General features: G+C 56.6%; 15 protein-coding genes and 4 pseudogenes. 11 read left to right on the top strand and 8 right to left on the bottom strand.

Going from position 1 to position 19,918, the window contains the following annotated elements; all coding sequences use genetic code 11:
* Nucleotides 1–76 precede the first annotated feature (76 nt).
* Nucleotides 77–529, top strand: a complete 453-nt coding sequence (locus tag JNO11_RS09760) for an antitoxin Xre/MbcA/ParS toxin-binding domain-containing protein (protein WP_010244850.1) — start codon at nt 77–79, stop codon at nt 527–529.
* Nucleotides 530–625: 96 nt separating this feature from the next.
* Complete coding sequence (locus JNO11_RS09755) at nt 626–1,000, top strand: RES family NAD+ phosphorylase (protein WP_325177248.1); 375 nt, start codon at nt 626–628, stop codon at nt 998–1,000.
* Between the two features lie 40 nt (nt 1,001–1,040).
* Here the strand turns inward: JNO11_RS09755 and JNO11_RS09750 are convergent, their stop codons facing one another.
* The 3 genes and pseudogenes from JNO11_RS09750 to JNO11_RS09740 form a co-directional block, all read right to left on the bottom strand.
* Nucleotides 1,041–2,864 carry a glycoside hydrolase family 15 protein gene (locus JNO11_RS09750; protein ID WP_033767271.1) on the bottom strand — a complete coding sequence of 608 codons (1,824 nt, stop codon included), beginning with the start codon at nt 2,862–2,864 and terminating at the stop codon, nt 1,041–1,043.
* A gap of 93 nt (nt 2,865–2,957) precedes the next feature.
* A complete protein-coding gene (locus JNO11_RS09745) occupies nt 2,958–3,851 on the bottom strand; it encodes an SDR family oxidoreductase (RefSeq protein ID WP_010670164.1) in 894 nt (297 codons plus the stop codon).
* A 265-nt stretch (nt 3,852–4,116) separates the two neighbouring features.
* A pseudogene (locus JNO11_RS09740) lies at nt 4,117–5,152 on the bottom strand (LacI family DNA-binding transcriptional regulator).
* A 221-nt stretch (nt 5,153–5,373) separates the two neighbouring features.
* Between JNO11_RS09740 and JNO11_RS09735 the strand changes: the two are divergent.
* From JNO11_RS09735 to JNO11_RS09720, 4 genes and pseudogenes are all read left to right on the top strand, one after another.
* A complete protein-coding gene (locus JNO11_RS09735) occupies nt 5,374–6,399 on the top strand; it encodes an ABC transporter substrate-binding protein (protein ID WP_033757674.1) in 1,026 nt (341 codons plus the stop codon).
* Nucleotides 6,400–6,486: 87 nt separating this feature from the next.
* Complete coding sequence (locus JNO11_RS09730; RefSeq protein WP_325177247.1) at nt 6,487–8,712, top strand: iron ABC transporter permease; 2,226 nt, start codon at nt 6,487–6,489, stop codon at nt 8,710–8,712.
* Nucleotides 8,709–9,771, top strand: a pseudogene (locus tag JNO11_RS09725) (ABC transporter ATP-binding protein). Before JNO11_RS09730 ends, JNO11_RS09725 begins: the two are co-directional and overlap by 4 nt.
* A 23-nt stretch (nt 9,772–9,794) precedes the next feature.
* Entirely contained in the window at nt 9,795–10,589 is a 795-nt protein-coding gene (locus JNO11_RS09720; protein ID WP_033757665.1) for an inositol monophosphatase family protein, read from the top strand.
* Nucleotides 10,590–10,622: 33 nt separating this feature from the next.
* Here JNO11_RS09720 and JNO11_RS09715 read toward each other — a convergent pair.
* A pseudogene (locus JNO11_RS09715) lies at nt 10,623–11,062 on the bottom strand (GNAT family N-acetyltransferase).
* A 180-nt stretch (nt 11,063–11,242) separates the two neighbouring features.
* Here JNO11_RS09715 and hipB point away from each other — a divergent pair.
* From hipB to JNO11_RS09690, 5 genes and pseudogenes are all read left to right on the top strand, one after another.
* The gene (gene hipB, locus JNO11_RS09710) at nt 11,243–11,491 is read left to right on the top strand and encodes a type II toxin-antitoxin system antitoxin HipB (RefSeq protein ID WP_022625644.1); all 249 of its coding nucleotides are present in this window, start codon (nt 11,243–11,245) and stop codon (nt 11,489–11,491) included.
* Nucleotides 11,491–12,804 (top strand): type II toxin-antitoxin system HipA family toxin, encoded by a 1,314-nt coding sequence (locus JNO11_RS09705; RefSeq protein WP_325177246.1) that lies wholly within the window; start codon nt 11,491–11,493, stop codon nt 12,802–12,804. Before hipB ends, JNO11_RS09705 begins: the two co-directional genes overlap by 1 nt.
* A gap of 104 nt (nt 12,805–12,908) precedes the next feature.
* On the top strand, nt 12,909–13,115 hold the full coding sequence (locus tag JNO11_RS09700) for a type II toxin-antitoxin system MqsA family antitoxin (protein WP_010244885.1): 207 nt from the start codon (nt 12,909–12,911) through the stop codon (nt 13,113–13,115).
* Nucleotides 13,116–13,287: 172 nt separating this feature from the next.
* Nucleotides 13,288–14,711, top strand: a pseudogene (locus JNO11_RS09695) (M24 family metallopeptidase).
* Between the two features lie 75 nt (nt 14,712–14,786).
* Nucleotides 14,787–16,832 carry an FUSC family protein gene (locus tag JNO11_RS09690; protein ID WP_052271942.1) on the top strand — a complete coding sequence of 682 codons (2,046 nt, stop codon included), beginning with the start codon at nt 14,787–14,789 and terminating at the stop codon, nt 16,830–16,832.
* A gap of 208 nt (nt 16,833–17,040) precedes the next feature.
* Here JNO11_RS09690 and JNO11_RS09685 read toward each other — a convergent pair whose 3' ends face one another.
* The 4 genes from JNO11_RS09685 to JNO11_RS09670 form a co-directional block, all read right to left on the bottom strand.
* On the bottom strand, nt 17,041–17,376 hold the full coding sequence (locus JNO11_RS09685) for a gamma-glutamylcyclotransferase (RefSeq protein WP_325177245.1): 336 nt from the start codon (nt 17,374–17,376) through the stop codon (nt 17,041–17,043).
* A 224-nt stretch (nt 17,377–17,600) separates the two neighbouring features.
* A complete protein-coding gene (locus JNO11_RS09680) occupies nt 17,601–18,317 on the bottom strand; it encodes a fimbrial assembly chaperone (RefSeq protein WP_010244896.1) in 717 nt (238 codons plus the stop codon).
* A complete protein-coding gene (gene stbD, locus JNO11_RS09675; protein ID WP_033771784.1) occupies nt 18,283–19,608 on the bottom strand; it encodes a fimbrial usher protein StbD in 1,326 nt (441 codons plus the stop codon). Before stbD ends, JNO11_RS09680 begins: the two co-directional genes overlap by 35 nt.
* A 4-nt stretch (nt 19,609–19,612) precedes the next feature.
* Nucleotides 19,613–19,822, bottom strand: coding sequence for a FimD/PapC C-terminal domain-containing protein (locus tag JNO11_RS09670; RefSeq protein WP_325177666.1), 210 nt, complete (start codon nt 19,820–19,822; stop codon nt 19,613–19,615).
* Between the last annotated feature and the right edge of the window lie 96 nt (nt 19,823–19,918).

Here is a 19,918-nt window from a genome sequence, read left to right as displayed (position 1 = left end):
TGCTCAGCGACGGGGTAAAGCTGGCACCGCCTGTTCATTTGCGCTAAAATAAAAATCAAATGAACAGGAGGCTGCTATGTCTATCGCCATCTACACACCCGCTCAGCATCGTCGCGACAATTCGCTGCTGCATGCCCTGAATCTGCCGGAAACACTGCCTGATGCGCACCAGCGTATTGCGGTAGGGTTCAGCAGCGGCGTGCTGAAACGCACGGCGTCGTTGTCCACCTTTGACGAGGGCTGGCTGTGCCGTCTGGCGGGCATTGATCGCACCACCTACAACCGCAAAGTTAAAGATCCGCAGCAGACCTTTTCGCCCGATCAGAGCGGACGGATCTACATGCTGATCCGCGTCCTCTCTGCCGCCAGTAAACTGTTCCGCGACGACAGGCAGCGTCTGGTGCAGTGGCTGGAAACGCCCGCCAAAGCGCTGGGCGGTAAGAAACCGGCGGAGATGACCACCACGGTGGCGGGTGCAGAAGCGGTGATTAACCTGATTGGCCAGCTTGAGCATGGCGTGATTACCTGATGGCAGTACGTTTCTTTCGCCTGGTGAAGAGTGAGTATGCGATAACCGCCTTTGATGGTTTTGGTGCCCGCACTTACGGGGGGGCGCTGGAATTCCGTGGGAACGGTCTGTGTCTATATGGGATCAAGCCGGGCGCTCTGTGTACTTGAGGCGCTGGTTCATCTCACCATTCAGGATCTGTCACACGACTACTCAATGCTGTCGATTAGCGTCCCTGAATCGCTGATTACCGAGCTCTCGCTGGAGGCACTACCCGATGACTGGCAGGCCGATCCTGCGCCATCGTCCACGCGGCAAATTGGTGACGACTGGCTTGCCAGCCCGGATAACGGCCTGGTGCTGAAGGTGCCGAGCACGCTGACCGGTGAGTGGAATGCACTGTTCAATCCCCGTCATCCGGCAGCGGCTGGCATCATCAGTAAGGTGGTGGTAGAGCCATTTTTCTTCGATCCGCGTTTCAGGCTGCAATAGGGCGCCGGATTCGCCACTTTTCTCACCGCAACATCTCACATCACGCAGGCGCCTGCGATTCCGATAGCGCCTGCGCCGCGCAGATCAGCGCCAGATGACTCAGCCCCTGTGGCATATTGCCGCGCCAGCTCTGGCTGCGGACGTCATACATCTCATTGAAGATATCGACATTACCGTGGCCGTTCAGTGTAGCCAGGATCTCCTGCATCGCCTGTTCTGCCTCATCCGCCTCACCCATCTCTGCCCAGGCTTCCACCAGCCAGAAGGCGCAGGCGAGAAAGGTACTCTCTTCTTCTCTTACCCCGCTGTAGCGATAGAGCATGGCGCTGCCGTCACCCAGTTTTTGCCGGATAGCACGGTAGGTCGAGAGCATCCGCTGCGGATTGACCGCGTTGCCGTAGCTGTGAACCAGCGCCAGCGACGCGTCGAGGCGATCGTCACTGCCGGCGTAAAAGAGATAAGCCTGCTGTTGCTCTGACCAGCAGTGAGACTCAATCCAGTCGCGGATACGGTCACGTTCCCGCTGCCAGCGTCCCAGCCAGGTCGGTTCGATATGCTGGCTTTCTGCCAGCGCCACCGCCCGATCCAGCGCCATCCAGCAGGCCATTTTGGAGTGGGTGTAGTGTTGCAACTCCGGCAGCTCCCAGATGCCGCAATCCTTCTGCCGCCAGTGATCGGCGCAGCAGTTCGCCAGCTCGCCCAGCATGCGCGAGGTGGTGATATCCAGCACGTGTCCCGCCTCGATAAAATGCTGGGCTGTCACCAGCATGTCGCCATACATACTGAGCTGCAGCTGGTCGCGGGCATTATTGCCGACCCGCACCGGCTGAGAGTTCTGATAGCCGCTCAGCGGCGGATAACGCTCGGCGGGGACTTCATCACCATTCAGGGCATAGCAGGCGCGCAGCCTGACGCCATGGCGCATGATAGTCTGCGACAGCCAGGAAAAGGCCGCCTTACAATCTTCCAGCGCCCCGAGATAGACGAAGGCTTTAATAATCAGGCAGGCATCGCGCACCCAGGCGTAGCGGTAATCATAATTTTTTTCGCCGCCGATCCCCTCCGGCAGGGAGGTGGTGGCAGCAGCAGCCAGTGCGCCGGTCGGAGAGTACCAGAGAAACTTCAGCGACAGGGCTGAGCGCTTCACCAGCGTCGGGTAGCGGCCCTCATAACTCAGGCTCTCCACCCAGCTGGTCCAGCCGGTGTGGCTGGTTTCAATCCGCTGATCGATAGCCTCCAGCGGCGGCACCGCCAGCGGCTCTTTCTCGGTCACCAGCAGCGCGCAGAGCGAGCGGGAACCGGCATAGGTACGCAGCGTAGCGCAGACCTGCTCGTCATCCAGCTCTGTGATCTGAATATCTTCACTGGTGCGCAACATCGCCATGATCTCCGCGATGTGAAACACCTTGCCTTTCTCATTATCGGCCACCCACGGTGAACGGGTTTCGGCGGCGGTGCCGAAGCGCAGGGTGATTGCTAATTCCACTTCACCGCTGACACCCTCTATGCGGCGAGCCAGTTCGCACCAGGGCAGACGGCCCGCCAGCGTGCTGTTAATCGATTCGGTCAGCAGCACGGTACCGTCACGGGTTTCGAAGCGGGTCTCCAGCACATTGCTGTTATCGCGGTAGCGGCGTGAGACCTGATAAGGCGCACGCGGGACAATCTGGAAGTAGCCACCGAGTCCGGCATCAAGCAGGCGATCAAACAGGGGCTTTGCGTCGAGATTGGGCGCACACCACCAGTCAATTGAACCGTCCGGCGCAATCAGCGCGACTGAACGGCCTTCACCAATGGCGGCATAGTCACCCAGGCCCGCAAAGCCCTCTTTTCTGACCGGCGAATGAAAGATAGGGTTTTCCATAATCTGCTTCCTTATATCACGGTGGCGAGGTTTCTTAAGCGGGGCAAAAGCGGGACAAAAAAATGGCCGCATTATGCGGCCACCTGAGTGAGATTACAGCGTACCGGTGCCGCCATCAGAACACCAGACCTGCCCGGAGGAGTAACTGCTCTCGGTTGAAGCCAGGGTAACGTAGAGTGGGGCGATCTCAACCGGCTGGCCCGGACGGCCCATCGGTGAGTCGGCGCCAAACTGCTTCACTTTCTCCATCGGCTGTCCGCCGCTGGATTGCAGCACGGTCCAGTACGGCCCTGGTGCAACGGCATTAACCCGGATACCGTCGCCGCCCAGCTGCTTCGCCAGGGATTTGGTAAAGGCGACGATGGCCGCTTTGGTCTGCGCATAGTCGAGCAGAATATCGCTGGGTTTAAACGCCTGTACGGACGAGGTATTAATAATGGACGCACCGCGTGGCAGATATTCCAGCGCCGCTTTGGTGATCCAGAACATCGCATAAACGTTGGTTTTAAACGTCGCGTCAAAATCTTCCGTACTCAGGGTCCGGATGGACTCATTAAATTGCTGACGACCGGCGTTATTAACCAGAATATCCAGGCCACCTAATTTATCGGCTGCCTCTTTGACCAGCTGCTGACAGAATTCTTCAGAACGAATGTCGCCCGGAATAGCAAAAACTTTACGGCCTTCCGCTTCGATTAATTTAATCACTTCATCGGCGTCGGGCTGTTCTTCCGGCAGGTAGTTAATCACCACATCTGCGCCTTCACGGGCATAAGCGATAGCCACCGCGCGGCCAATACCGGAGTCACCGCCGGTGATCAGCGCCTTGCGGCCGGTCAGTCGGCCCGTGCCGCGATAGCTGGTTTCACCGTGGTCGGGAACCGGGATCATTTTGCTGGCCAGGCCTGGCGCCTGTTGTGGCTGATCCTCAAAAGGAGGTTTAGGAAATTGATCCAGATCGAGCGTCTTGTTAGTTGGTGTAGCCATTGTATGCTCCTTGAACAGAGTTATCTGAGACATTAAGCCTGGCACAAATGTGATATTTGTCACATCTGACTGCTGATTCATTGAGCAGTTAAAACCAGAAGAACTTAATAATGCAGATAAAGCGTAGACAGAAAATCGGAACACTGTGCAGTAGCGTCCGATTATTTTTCAGTGCAGGGGCGGGATATTTAAAGCGAAGCGTAAGATCGGTTGTGGATTATTTCAGGACGTAATTACATAGCGGAAGAAAATAAAAAAAGGGCGGTTAACCGCCGCGTACCGAACCGCGCCAGACCACATCTACCGGATATATTCTCCGCTCCTGCTGCTGTTCATTTTTTGGCATCAGTGTCTCCGGTTGCGCTTCCGTCTCTATCAGCCAGGCAATGGCGTCGCGGGCGAATTGCTCCACCGGCTGTGCAAAAGTCGTGAGGTTGTAAGAGGCCCAGCCCGACTGCGCGATATTATCGTGTCCGATGATGCAGAGATCGTCCGGAATACGCAGCGCAAAGCGGTGACGCGCCTCATCCATAAAGCCGCAGGCGAGCAGGTCGGTGGCACAGTACACCGCATCAGGGCGAACTTTACGCGTCAGCAGACGCTGGGCCAGAATCTGGCCGCTTTCGTAAGAGGTGGTGCCGAACCGCTCCACCTGGACCGTGACGCCCACTTTCTGCGCGGCGGCCAGAAAATCCGCTTCGCGCTTCAGCAGACTCGGCGTTCCCGCCAGCGAATTGACAAAGGCGATGCGGCTGCATCCCGCCCGCACAAACGCGTTAACCGCCATTTCTGCGGCGGGGCGGGAGTCGAGGTTGATACTGAGCGTGCCGGGCAGGGATTCGTCGCGGTTAATCAGCACCAGATGCTGACCATGTTTGTAGCAGAGCCGGGTGATACCGCTGTCCGGCATGCCGGAGAGAATAATCGATGCGTCGGCGCGAAAATTAATCGCCTGCTGCAGCGCGGCGGAAACGCGCGCATCGGATCGGTCAGTGTTAATCAGCATCGCCACTTTTCCCGCTTCCTGCAGATACTGGGTCATCCAGCGCACCAGGCTGGCACGGTAGGGCGTGTCAACCTCGGAGGCAATTAAGCAGACGATGCCGCTGCGGTTGCGCACCAGGCCGCGCGCCAGATGATTGACGTGATAGCCCAGTTCCTCCGCCGCTTTCATCACCCGCTGACGGGTAGCATCTGACACGCTGGCCCCCCGGTGTAAAGGTGCGGGAGACTGCTGAGCGGGAGACGCCCGCCCGGTCAGCCACATCCTGCGCACTCACCACCGCCTTTAGCTGCTGCATGTTCTCTCCTCGCCTGACATTGTCTGCACTGAGTTTGCCTGAAGTTGCAAGGCTGTGCAAAAAATACAGATGGGCGAAAGGTTTCAAATTTGTGACAGCGACTGACAATTGCTTAACAACTAAATTGACACTGCAGCAGGGCCGCCGTACTAATCTGCACATATGTTTGCACACATGTGCAAAAGCTGGCGCGCCTGCGTCATCCAGCCCAGGAGAACACCATGCGTTATTCCTCTCTGCTCGCTGCTGTAATCGTCTGCCCTATAGTGCCGTTTGCTGCCTCGGCGGCGGGCAATCTTAATATGATCTGCTCAGCCGATGTGGTGGTGTGCGAACAGATGACCACGCTGTTCAGCCAGTCCCATCCCGATATTAAACTCAGCATGGTGCGGCTCTCTGCCGGTGAAGCCTATGCCCGTATCCGCAGCGAGGCACGCAATCCCCGTACCGATATCTGGTGGGCCGGTACCGGCGATCCGCATATGCAGGCCGCCGAAGAGGGGCTGACCCAGGCCTATAAATCGCCACTGCTCGATCAGCAACAGCCCTGGTCACAAAAAGTGGCGGAGATCTCCGGTTATCGCACCGTGGGCGTTTATGCCGGTGCGCTGGGCTGGGGCTATAACACCAGACTGCTGGCGGAGAAAAAGCAGAAAGTGCCTGCCTGCTGGGCGGATTTACTCGACCCTGGCTTTAAAGGCGAGATTCAGATCGCCAATCCCAACTCTTCCGGCACGGCCTATAACACCCTGGCGACGCTGGTGCAGATCATGGGCGAAGACAAAGCCTTTGACTACCTGAAGAAGCTCAACGCCAACATCTCGCAATATACCAAGTCCGGCTCTGCTCCGGTCAAAGCCGCCGCGCGCGGTGAAACCACCATCGGCATTGTCTTTATGCATGATGCCGTCGCGATGGAAGTGGATGGCTTCCCGATTAAGCCCGTCGCGCCCTGTGAAGGCACTGGCTATGAGATTGGTTCGATGTCGATCATCAAAGGGGCACGAAACCTGGCCAATGCCAAAGCCTGGTATGACTGGGCGCTTAGCGCTGAAGCACAGTCGCATATGAAAGAGGCGAAATCGTTCCAGCTGCCCTCTAACCGCAAGGCGGAGATCTCTGAATATGCACCGCGCTTCGAGAACATCAGGCTGATCGATTATGACTTTAAAACCTATGGCGACTCAGCAAAACGCAAAGCGCTGCTGGGCCGCTGGGATAAAGAGATTGGTGCCAGCGCACAATAACGGTGGTACGCCCCGGCCACCTGAGCCGGGTCTGTGCCAGACCGCGGTGGCGTAAGCCTGATGTCCGCTTCCTGATCGAGGTGATTTATGAATGCGCACAATCGTCGCTTAACCGGCGCGCTGCTGGCGGGCGCCATCGCGCTGACGCTGCTGCCCTGGTATAGCCTGGAGCAGGGCTTCTTCTCGGGTGACTGGCTGTTCAGCTTATGGGGTGATGAGAACAATGCGCCTGCGCTGGGGCAGCTCGCGTTACACAGCTGGCTGGGCATCGCCGTGGCGCTGTGGCTGCTCTGTGCTGGCAGCGCCTTTCTGCCCCCGGGCCGCACCCGCAGCACGCTGCTGCTGCTGTTCAGCACCTGCGGCATTCTGTTTCTGGTGCTGGAAGGGCATGCCATCGGTTTCAGTGGCTGGAACTGGTTATGGCTGGAGAACCTCACCGGCCCGCTGGCGCAGGGGCAACCGGCGATGGGTGCGGGCGCGCTGCTGCTGCTGACCATATTTTTGCTGATTTTCGCCTTTGCCCTGGCGGAGCGCGGCGTGCTGAGAGGCGATGCCTTTGTGGTGGCGTCGATTGTGCTGCTGGTGGCGCTGGTCACGACCTTTGTGCTCTATCCGGTGCTGAGCCTGTTTGTCGCCTCGGTGCAGGATATTGATGGCAGTTTTAAACCTGACGGACTGATTGCCAATATGCAGGATCCCGCCATCTGGAGCCTCGGCTGTTTTACCGGTGGCACCTGCGGCACCGCCTGGCGCACGCTGGGACTGGCGCTGATGACGGCCAGTGGCGCTACGCTGCTGGGACTGGCGTTTGCACTGGCGGCGACGCGCACCTCGCTGCCGTTTAAAAAAGCGCTGCGGATGCTGACCATTCTGCCAATTATCACGCCGCCGTTTGTCATCGGTCTGGCGCTGATCCTGCTGTTTGGCCGCTCCGGCGTGGTCACCGAATCGCTGGCGACGCTGTTCGGCATCGAGCCGGGCCGCTGGCTCTATGGCATGACCGGCATCTGGATTGCCCAGGTACTCTCCTTTACCCCCATCGCCTTTCTGGTGCTGATTGGGGTGGTCGAGGGCGTCAGTCCGTCACTGGAAGAGGCGTCACAGACCCTGCGTGCCAGCCGCTGGCGCACTTTCTCCCGCATCTCGCTGCCGCTGATGGCGCCGGGGCTGGCCAACGCCTTCTTAATCAGCTTTATCGAAAGCATGGCCGATTTCGGTAACCCGATGGTGCTGGGCGGCAGTCACGGCGTGCTGTCGACGGAGATCTTCTTCTCCGTGGTCGGCGCACAGAACGACCCGAGTCGCGCGGCGGTGCTGGCGATGATCCTGCTGGGCTTCACCCTGGCCGCTTTTCTGGTGCAGCGCGTCTGGCTCTCCGGCAAAAGCTTCGCCACTGTCACCGGCAAAGGCGATGGCGGCCGTCATGTGATGCTGCCGCGTCCGGTGCGCTACAGCGTCTATGGCATGGTGATACCCTGGGGTCTGTTCACCCTGGTGATCTACGGCATGATCATGATTGGCGGCTTTGTGCAGTCCTGGGGGCTGAATAACGACCTGACGCTGGATCACTACATTCGCGCCTTTAACGTCAGCGTTAATCAGGGGCAACTGGTCTGGAGCGGCGTTGCCTGGAGCTCTTTCTGGACCACGCTGGAGATCGCCCTGATCGCCGCGCCCCTCACGGCCATTGTCGGACTGCTGACCGCCTGGCTGATTGTGCGACAGAAGTTTGCCGGTCGTCAGACCTTTGAGTTCATGCTGATGCTGAGCTTTGCCATTCCCGGCACGGTGATTGGTGTGAGCTATGTGATGGCGTATAACCTGCCGCCGCTGGAGATCATCGGTACCGCGATGATCCTGATCGCCTGCTTTGTCTTCCGTAATATGCCGGTCGGCGTGCGTGGCGGTATTGCGGCGATGAGCCAGCTGGATAAAAGCCTGGATGAAGCTTCACTGACGCTGGGCGCAAACAGTTTCCGTACCCTGCGCAAAGTGGTGCTGCCGCTGCTGAAACCGGCCATCAGCGCCGCGCTGGTGTACGCCTTTGTGCGGGCCATTACCTCTATCAGCGCGGTGATTTTCCTGGTCAGCGCCCAGTACAACATGGCGACCTCGTACATTGTCGGGCTGGTGGAGAACGGTGAGTATGGCGTGGCGATTGCCTACTCCTCGGTATTGATCGTGGTGATGCTGCTGATCATTGGCCTCTTCCAGTTGCTGGTGGGCGAACGTCGCCTGCGTCGTGCAACCCAACCGGCGGTGATTATTGCCGCACCCTCTGCATCCACTCTGACTCAGGAGAGAGCCGTATGACGACCATTAACGCCGGATCGGTGGTGTTTGAACATGTCGCAAAGCGTTTTGCCGGTTTTACTGCCGTGCCGGATCTGTCGCTCACCGTAGATCCGGGTACGCTGGTGACGCTGCTCGGGCCATCCGGCTGCGGCAAGACCACCACGCTGCGACTGCTGGCCGGGCTGGAGCATCCCACCGCAGGGCGGATTCTGATTGGCGGCAAAGATGTCACCCATCTGCCCGCCAACGAGCGCGACGTGGCGATGGTGTTTCAGTCCTACGCGCTGTTTCCCCATATGAACGCCATCGACAATATTCTCTACGGGCTGCTTTCCTCGGGCATGAACAAACGCGAGGCGCAGGACAGGGCGCGCGAGGGGCTGAAGCTGGTGGGTCTGGAGAGTCAGGGGCAGCGGCTGCCGTCGGAGCTTTCTGGCGGACAGCAGCAGCGTATTGCGGTCGCCCGCGCGCTGGTGCTGGAACCGCAGGTGCTGCTGCTTGATGAGCCGCTATCGAACCTTGATGAGCGTCTGCGCCGTCGGGTGCGCACCGACATCCGCGATCTGCAGCAGCGGCTTGGGTTTACGGCGGTTTATGTGACCCATGACCAGGAGGAGGCGCTGGCGGTCTCCGATAAGATTGTTGTCATGAAAGAGGGGGGATATTGCCCAGCAGGGTGCGCCGGAGACGCTTTACCATTCGCCCAATTCGGTCTTTATCGCGGACTTTATGGGGGAGGCGAATATTCTGCCCTGTGAAGTGGAAGAGGCGGATGCGGATGACGCGCTGGTCCGCCTGGGTAATCAGCGCTTCCGGGTGCGAGGTGCCGGAGCAAAAACCGGCAGTGCTCAGCTGGCGGTGCGACCACAGTTTATTACGTTGTCCGGCGACGGTCAGGGGGCGCTGCAGGGGGAGGTCATTCACAGCACCTGGCTGGGCGACCATATCGAATATGAAGTTGCCACCGAACTGGGCGCACTGTTCATTATCGATCCGCAGATGGAACAGCGTCTGCCGCTCGCCGCCATGGTCGGCGTCAACTTCAAGCCGCAGGGCCTTGCCCTGATTGCCCGTTAATCTGACTAACTCAAGGAGTTCGCATGGAATCGCATGATGAAATAATGGCGCGTCTGGCTTTAGCGGAAGCCGTTGCCCGTGAAGGTGGCGCGACGGCGTTATCTTACTTCAACCGTCGCGAGACGCTGGTGGTGGAGACCAAGTACGATTTGCAGGATGTGGTGTCGATTGCCGACCGTGAAGTGGAGCAGCTGATCGCCAGCCGTATACGGGATGCGTTTCCCGATGATGGCTTTCTGGGTGAGGAGTCGGGACTGCAGGCGGGAGAGTCTGACTACACCTGGGTGGTTGATCCGATCGATGGCACCAGCCCGTTTCTCAATGGGATGCCGAGCTGGTGTGTTTCCGTCGCGGTACTGCGCGGCGATGTGCCGGTCATCGGGGTGATTTTCGCGCCGACCTATCAGGAGTGCTACGTGGCGGCACTGGGGCAGGGCGCGACGCTCAACGGTCATCGTCTGCAGGTCGATCCCACACGCACGCTGCAAAACCACGTTACCGGTTTTGGTGCCAACAGTTATGTCAGCCCGCAGCAGGTAGGCGAGATTGTGGCAGCGCTGCTGTCGGCAGGCGGTAACTTTATCCGCATTGGTTCCGGCGCACTGATGCTGGCCTGGGTTGCCGCCGGTCGGGTCGTGGGTTATTACGAACCCTATATGCACGCCTGGGATTGCCTGGCGGGTTACTGCCTGGTGAAAGAGGCGGGCGGCTGGTACCACCCGTTTAACACCGAAGGCGATCGCATTACTAAAGGCGCGCAGGTCCTGGCTGTGGCTCCGGGTGCCGAAGCAGATCTGCGGCGCATTGCCGGTTTATAATTATGTGACCCTGTCACGCTGACTGTACTGTGGTCAGCGTGATGCTTTTGGCCGTAGCGTTTTGGTCAGATAATGACGCTGCATACCGGTTTGCGGAAAATCGGGCAGGGACATCTGCGGCTGATAACCCTGTTTCTGATAAAACGGCAGGGCCTGAAAACTAAAGGTATCCACCAGCGCATAGAGACATCCCATCTTTACCGCCTCCTGCTCTGCGGCTTCCAGCAGTGCGCTGCCCAGACCACTGCCACGGAGCGTTTCGTCCACCCAGAGATAATCGATACAGAGCCAGTTTCCTTTGCGTGCGGCGATCACTCCCCCCGCGCAACGTTCCCTGTTCGTCCCTGTGAGAAACCGACAGCGGTCCCCAGTTATCGCGGCTGATAAATTGCCGGTTGTAAGCCCCCCAGTCCTGCCAGCAACTCTTCCCGATCGTCGTCGTTGACCTGATGGGTAAGGGTAAATGTGCTCATCCTCGTCCTCTTTTAATCGTGGTTCCTGTTTATCCCCTGCAAAGGATAATTGTGCGATTATCCGCTATGGGGTATAAAGTAATTATTATCCCCTTTAGCGGATAAATGACATTTTATACCCTATCGGGGATAACACGGCTGCGCTATGCTTACAGCCTGTGATCCAGAAGGAGTCACCCCATGATATACAGCCCGCTACAGCTGGCAAACCGGCTAAAGCTCATTCGTCAGCGCAATGGCTGGACCCAGAGTGAACTGGCGAAAAAGGTCGGCCTGAAACAGGCCACCATCTCTCACTTTGAAAATGCCCCTGACAGTACCTCGCTGGCAACGCTGTTTAAGCTGTTACAGTCGCTGGAGCTGAGTCTGGAAGTTCAGGAGAAAGAGGAGGCCAGTGCGCCTCAGCTGCATGATGAGGATGAGTGGTAATGGAAAGGCTGATTGCGTGGATGAACGGCGAGCGGGTAGGCGTACTCACCCGGCAGCGAAACGGCGCTCATGAGTTTCAGTATGATACCGGCTGGCTGAGTAATCCGCTCTCCAGGCCGCTGTCACTTTCGATGCCGTTGCAGGTTAAGGCTCTCACCTCACACGCCGTGATTAACTTCTTCGATAACCTGCTGCCGGATAGCCCGTTGATTCGCGACAGAATTGTGGCACGTTACCAGATTAAATCCCGTCAGCCGTTTGATCTGTTGCAGGAAGTGGGACGTGACAGCGTCGGGGCGACTATGCTGCTGCCGCCCGATATGCCACTGCCCGCACTGCAGGCCCGCTATGAAGTGCTGGATGAAACCCGGCTCGAAAGCGTGCTGTCGGCCTATCAGTCAGATATCCCGCTGGGGATGCTGCGTGAAGAGACCGATTTCCGTATCTCGGTCGCGGGAGCGCAGGAGAAAACCGCACTGCTGCTGACCGATGAAGGCTGGAGCATTCCTGCCGGTGCCACGCCCACCTCGCACATCATTAAGCTGCCGATCGGAGAGATTAAACAGCCGGCCGCGACGCTGGATATGCGAGAAAGTGTGGAGAATGAGTATCTCTGTCTGGCGCTGGCCCGTGCACTCGGTATCGACGTGCCGCAGGCAACGATTATTCGTGCCGGACAGATGCGCGCCCTGGCGGTAGAACGTTTCGACCGCCGCTGGTCACGCGATAAAACCCGGTTGATTCGCCTGCCGCAGGAGGATTTCTGTCAGGCGCTGGGACTGCCATCTTCAACCAAATATGATTCGGATGGCGGGCCGGGTATTGCGGAAATCATGCAGATACTGATGGGATCGAGCAACGCCATCGAAGATCGCTATCGCTTTATGATGTTCCAGGTGTTTCAGTGGCTGATTGGCGCAACCGACGGTCACGCCAAGAACTTCTCACTGTTTATTGAGCGCGGCGGCAGTTATCGACTGACTCCCTTTTATGATGTGATCTCCGCTTATCCGGTACTGGGCGGCACCGGTCTGAACAAGCGAGCGCTGAAACTGGCGATGGGTCTGCGTGCCACTAAGGGGAAGAAGACAGAGATCGACAAAATCTTCCCGCGCCATTTTATCGCCACGGCAAAAAGCGTCAGTTTTGATCGTGACAGTTTGCAGCAGATCTTCGACTTCTTTATTAAGGCCTTTCCCCAGGCAGTGGTCTCGGTGCGCGATGCCTTGCCGCCCGATTTCCCGCAGCACATCGCCGACGCCATCTTCAGTCATTCACTCATTATGCTGGAGCGGCTGCGGCACAAAGAGTGATGGCGCTTATGAGCTGGCAATATCCTGAAAAACCTCTCCTCCTGTGTATGGCTAAAAGCCTGTCGGCTATGCTTATCTGACAGGCTTAACAGGAGAGTCATGGTATGAAGTGTCCGGGATGTGAAGGAGAGGCGTTTGTGTACGCCACGCGCGACGTCAGTCTTAATACGGGTAATCCGGAGGACGTTGTGCCAGATGTGAAGGGCGATCACTGCATCCGCTGTGGAGCGGTGATTATGAATGCCGGAACGTCGGAGTTGTATCCCGAAAAGGCTGAAGCGCTGGAGAATGCAGGCGTGCCCATCAAATAACACAGAGAGCCCGCTTAGCGCGGGCTTCTTTGTTTCTGTTACAGGGGGGATGTCCCTCTTTTGATAACACGCAACGAGTAAGTTGTGTGATTGTGGCACCCTACAGGTTAAACCTCAGGTTTACCCTGGTAACGGAAATCAAACCGCGTCAATCTGGCCACTGGAGTGCGTTATGGATGCCAATCGCTATGCCCTGGAAACAATCCCGTCACCGCCGGCATTTCCCGGTGCTGCCAGCCCTGTGATGTCTGATGAAACACTGCATCGCCGTCTGGCCGCCATTATTGAGCGGATGGAACAGCAGCAGATTGTGCAACTGATTATCTATGCCGACAAAGAGCACGGCAGCAATTTTGAATATCTGGCGGGATTCATTCCGCGCTTCGAGGAGGCGCTGCTGGTGGTGACTCAGCAGGGCGAGCTCACCTATATCATGGGTAATGAGAACCTCAAGCTGGTGCCGTTTGCCCGCAATCCGGGACGCTGTCTGCATGCGGCGGTCTTTTCTCTGCCCAACCAGCCTATGCGCGGGGGAGCAGCCCCTGGATCAGCTGTTAGCAGAGGCAGGGATTGTAGCAGGCGAACGCACCGGGCTGGTGGGCTGGAAGTTATTTACCGGCAGGGAGCAAGGGATGTTTGATCTGCCGCAGTTCATCTATGCCTCGGCGGCGCAGGCAGCGGGCGGCGATGCGCAACTGGTAAACGCCACCGGATTGTTTATCTCGCCTGACAACGGTGCACGCTGCGTTAACGGCGCCGATGAAGTGGCGTTTTATGAGGCGGGGGCTAATCTTGCTTCAACCGCGATGCTGGCTGCGCTGGATAGCATAGCGCCGGGCGTCACAGAGAAGGCGTTAGGCGCACGTCTGAACGCAGAAGGGCAGCCAAACACGGTGGTGACGATTGCCGCGACCGGCGATCGTTTCGCCCAGGCCCGGCTCTATCCGTCTGATAAACGGATTGCGCGTGGTGATAAGCTTTCTCTTACCACCGGCTACAAAGGCGGGCTGACCAGCCGCTCGGCTTACGTGGTCAGTGAAGCCTCTGAGTTACAGTGTAACGTCTCCGACTGGCTGACCCGGCTGGCGATCCCCTATTATCATGCGGTGGTCAGCTGGCTGGAGCAGTTGCGGATCGGGATCACCGGCGGCGAACTCTATTCGCTTATCGAAACGGTGCTGCCGAAAGCGCAGTATGGCTGGCATCTTAATCCGGGGCATCTGGTGGCTGACGAGGAGTGGCTAAGCTCGCCCATCTATCCCGATTCAGCCGTGACCCTGAAAAGCGGTATGCTGCTGCAGATCGATATTATCCCGTCGGTGCCGGGTTATGGCGGCTGCAGTATCGAGGATACGGTCGCACTGGCGGACGCGGCATTGCGTGATGAGCTGGCGCGTCGTTTTCCCGATCTCTGGCAGCGAATGACTCAGCGCAAAGCGTACCTGACAGACGTGCTGAAGATTGAGCTTGCCGAAGAGGTGATTTTGCTCTCGAACACGGTAGGCTATCTGCGCCCTTTTTTTACTGGATAAGCGCCGTGCGCTGGTGCGCCAGCAGGGGCTTAACCGGCCTGATGCGGCTGGTAATAATTTGTAAAATTTAACTGAGAGTAAAACGCAGGCGCATCTGTCAGGATACGCGCCTCAGAAAGTTCCTGGTTGCTCTCATTCGATGAAATGGTTTACCAAAAACGCGGTTTTGTTTGCCTGCAAAACCTCCTTTGCCGCGTTTATCGCACTCTCTGTGGCGCTCGTTCTTAACTTCGAAAAACCCGCCTGGGCGCTCACCACGGTATTTGTCACCTCGCAACTCTATGCAGCATCGACCGTCTCGAAATCGCTGTTTCGCCTGCTGGGCACGCTGCTGGGCGGCATCTTTATTCTGCTGATCTACCCCGAAACGGTGCAGTCGCCAGTGTTGTTCAGCCTGTGCGTATCGCTGTGGGTAACGGTTTGCCTCTGGCTCTCTCTGCATGACCGCACGCCGAAGAGCTATATCTTTATGCTGGCTGGCTACAGCGCAGCGATTATGGGATTTCCAGACGTTGAGTCACCGTTGGCAATCATCAACACCGTAGTTTCACGTATTGAGGAGATTACGCTGGGCATCCTTTGCAGCACGCTGGTTCACCGGCTGGTGTTTCCGGTTTCGATGCATCATCTGCTGGGGCAGAGCGTTAATCTCTGGTTTCAGAACGCGCGCAAACTCTGTGATGAACTGATCAGCGGAATGGCAAAGAACAAATCGCTGGAGCGCGAAGATATCCTGATTCAGATGGCGGGATATCCGTTGAATGTTGAAACGCTGCTGACCCACTGCGTCTATGAGGGCGAAGCGGCGCGTAATGTCATCCGTCTGGTCAGCGTACAGTATCAGCATCTGACTTATCTGCTGCCGACACTGACGGCGATTGAATCACGGCTGGGTGTGCTGGCCGAACTCAATATTCGTTTTCCGCCGTGCGTCACCGACGTGTTTCAGCAGTTTCTGTTGTGGCTGCATCACGATCGGATTAACGATATTGCCGGACTGCGTGAAGCGATTGCTGCCAGTCAGGCAACCCTGGAGCACGAATGGCGGGCCGGGCTGCTGGCAACCGAAGAGAGCCTGCTGCTGATTGGTCTGCTTGAGCGGCTGGCTAACTTTGTGCGCATTGCCGATGCTTATGAGAATGTCAGTGCGCGCGCAGGGGATCTCTACAGCCACGGGGATGGGGCGGCGATCCGCAATATCCGGGAACACCGGCATATCGACAAGGGACTGTTACGGCTGTCCGCGCTGACGGCATTTCTGGCGACCTTCCTCTCCAGCCTGTTCTGGATCGGCAGCGGCTGGGCCGATGGGGCGAATGCACCTCTAATGGCGGCGATCATCAGTTCATTTTTTGCTGGTGTCGATTCCCCGGTAACGCCGATGAAGCTGTTCGTGAAAGGGGTGATGATTGCGCTGGTGGTCAGCCTGTTCTACATCGCTTTTCTGATCCCGCAGGCCAATACCTTACAGGCGCTGATGATCATACTGCTGCCCGGTCTGATGCTGCTGAGCCTGGTGATTGCCAATCCGGCGACCAATCTGGTAGGGCTGAGTGTCGCCATCCAGATCCCCGGTTTTATCGGCTTAAGCCATCACTATGTCCCGAATCTGATCGTCACGCTGAATGCGGCCATCTCCTCGATGGTGGGGATTATGTTTGCGGTAGTGCTGACGGCGTTGATCCGCAACAAACGGCCGTCATGGATAGCCAGAAGAGCGGTGCAACGAGGGCTGCGCGATCTGTTAGGGTTTATTAAAATGGTGGAGCGCAATTCCGCCACGCTACTGTCACGGCAGCAATTTATTGCGCGGATGCTCGACCGGGTGAATATCATTCTGCCGCGTAAAAGGCTCGATCCGGTGCCGGATATCGTGGTGGGGGGGTATCTGATTACTGAAACCTGGCTGGGCGCCAACTGTTATGACTTCTACGCACGTTATCGTGAGGTGCTGGAGAGTCATCAGATTGATAGTGGTCAGATGTTTCACGAACTGGCGCTATACCTGAAGCGCAAGATGAAGTCGCTGCAGTTAGCGCCACATCAGGATCTGCTGGATGAGCTGGATCTGTTGCTGCTAAGACTGGAGCCGATCGCCCGAGAGGAGAGTGTGGCTGTTGCGCCCTTAATCCATCTGTTTAATATTCGGGTATCACTGTTTCCACATCAGCGCTGGCCAGATTAACCCGGTATAACAGGGCTGGCTGGCTAAGAGAGCGCTTGCCGGGACCAGAGCGGACGACCTCATTTTAGTTACATCATACATTAGATCTTAATTAAATTAAAAATCAGGCAGCGTGCCCGCATATATTGTCTGACAGGAAGATGGAGTCAGCAGACAATAAGAGCAGAGCGCGCGCATCTCACTGCAGGAAAAGTTCAGCGGTAATAGCTCAGCGGCTTTCCTGCGTCTGAAGCTGATAAATCCACGCACTGTATTGCCGATTATCCTCGGCAGAAACGCGAACCTCAACGCGATCGTAGCCATCTTCAAACGCATCCAGCATCGGCCAGTGGGCGTCCAGCTGGTCGGAGAGAAACAGATAACCCGGCACGTCGGGCCCATGCTCATCCAGAACGATGCCCGGAAAATCAGCCGCTGCGCCCCAGCCGCGCTGATAGAAGGTACCGTTCACCGAACCGGCCAGCCATTCTCCGCCAATATTTTCCAGGATATGGGCATTCTCGCGTCCCGGACAGAGCGTGCCATAGACAAATAAGCGTTTCATTTTTTCTCGTCGTTGAAACAGTGGAAGCCAGCAACTCTAGCGCGGCTAAAATGGATTGTCTTGCGGAACTGCCTCTTGAACCTCTCAAAACGCCATGCGTAGGTAAATTCTGCGTACTGCCAGCCCCATCAGATGCGCAGAATTCATGTAGCGACGCCCTGGACTGCCGCAAAAGGTCAGATTTATGTGCCCTCTGCCTGTCGGCAGAGGGCACTCCCGTCCGGTTACTTCAAGGTTGTCGTGTAGTTAACCGGAATCCCCTGGTCATTGATCACCGCATAACTCACTGACTCACCGGGTTTAGGCGGAGTGTGACTGTCAATGTAAGCATCAGATTGTGGGGCAAGAGTGAGATTTTTTATTGATGGCTGACCTTCAGAATAGACATTCATGCTCATGAACCAGGGAGTAGGGTTGGTTATGGCGATTTTATTTCCCTTTACCGCGAAACGGAGCTTTTCCGGATCGGTGGTCAGCGGGGCGTTTAGTCCCTCAGGCCGTATAAAGATTTTTAGCCGGATTCGCAGCGGTAACACCACTTTACGTTCAGCCGCGTTAAGCTCTTTTTTCAGCGCAGGGATCTGATAAATATTTAACCAGTAGAGGCTCTCTTTGTCCGCGGGCAGCGCCTGACGTGAAGTGAGTACCAGACGCAACGATCGCATTTCTCCCGGATACATTTTTACCACCGGCGGTATGACTATGACGGGCGTGATGCTGGCGTCGGGTGAGAGAGTCAGGTCACCGTCATCTGTCCAGATTTGCAAATACGTTTCGTTTCCGCCGCTGTTGACGACGTTAACAGACTGGCTCAGATCCGATTGATTGAAAACGATCCGGGTTTTATCCACATTGACCACCGCCCAGACGCTGAATGAGAGCAGGACGCCAGATAACACAACGACGTTACTGAAAACTGACCACAACCTGTAACTGCGCATTGACTGTTCCTGCTGTAATAGTTTGCCCGCTGAGCGCTTCAAGAGAGGCGGTGAAATCACCACTGTAAATATCAGCGCCTCCTGAGGAGATTTGCGACGTTAAATCTTTATAGGCATACCAGCCACGGCTGTTGCCCGTGCCCGTCACTGTTCTGTCAGGCAGTAAATTGAGCGCCATATTATGACTGTCATAAATTTTTATACCGACGCCGGAGGCGGCAGCGCTGCTACCATAGTGGGTATCCAGCAGCCAGGTTAACCCGCCGCCAGCTGTAGTCAGCCCCAGATTTCTTGCCTGCGTTACCGCATTTGACTGGTTAACGAGAAAGCCCATAGCGACATTTGCTGACGTGATCGTCGATGTACTGGTGCCGGAGATGGCACCGGACTCGCACTGGATAGTGATAGTAAAAGGAGCCTGACTTTTCCCGCCCGCGGCAAGGGTATTCACGCTTACGGTAGGCAGCAGCACCACCGAAGGATAATCCTGGACTTCGCATAGCGCGCCACGCACATAGGTGACATTTGAGAAGGTGCTCCAGGCAGCGGGCCAGTTACGGTAAAAACCATACCAGTAAGAGAGACTATCCTGGCCCACTTTCAGATTATTGGTATCCAACCCGGGTCCTTTAAAAGCAATATATCCGCGAGGTTGTGTCCAGTTGTCCACATAGCGATTGCTGTTGCTGGCGTAATAGCGCGTAGAGTCTATTTTAAACATTTCATACAGCACATTGCTGAAAGCACTGGCCGGAATATAAATATAGGTGCCATCAGAATACCAGTCACTGGCTGTCAGCTGTCGGGCTTTCCAGTAGCGACTGTAATATTCGCCGGTTGTCAGGTTAGTTAGCCTGACGGCAACATTTGCAGCGACATCATAATAGGCGCCGTCCACTTCAGAGGTAATATATTGACCGGCATAGGGGCTGTCGCCATTGGTGGCATACATCTCATACAAACTGTCTGCATCTGCCACGGCGCAGCGGTAAAGAATCTGGTTAGCTGAGTAGGAAACATTGCTGGCCGATGACAGAAAGCTGCCTACCGAGCTGGCCAGCAGTGTGCCAGAGGGCTGGAAGGTCTTTCCGCTATTGATGCTGATCACAGATGGCAGGCCCACATTCCCTGAGCAGGTGTCGCAAGCGCCGGTCCAGTAGGCGGCGGTATAGCCTGCTGCAATCGCGCTTTGAGACAACGAGGATGTGGCGGTAACAACACTGCAATTAGCCCAGGCGGGCACATTGAACAGCAATAATAAGATATACAGGAAATATTTTTCGATTCTCACACGATTAACCCTTATGGCAGACAGCATCCAGGCGAACAATATTCTCATTCACGCGACCGGTTATTTGATAATTAACAAAACATGTTTTATTGCCCTTATATTCCCAGTTTACCTTTAAGGTTCCAGAGTCATGCGGTACACGTGCATATAATTGACCACCCTGGCCCACAATACCTATCACGGTATTATCAGCATCACGGACCTCGGTGCCCATTGGCGGGATTTCATGATCTTCATTTTTGAGCGCGATTAAGACGGCCTTACCCTGCAGCGTGGCAAAATTAATTCGGGTAACGGAACCGGCATAGGG

This window comes from Pantoea sp. 1B4 (genome assembly GCF_016925765.1).
Lineage (GTDB): Bacteria > Pseudomonadota > Gammaproteobacteria > Enterobacterales > Enterobacteriaceae > Pantoea > Pantoea agglomerans.
The sequence above is the reverse complement of the archived record's forward strand: the minus strand, read 5'-3'. Positions and strand labels throughout refer to the sequence as shown.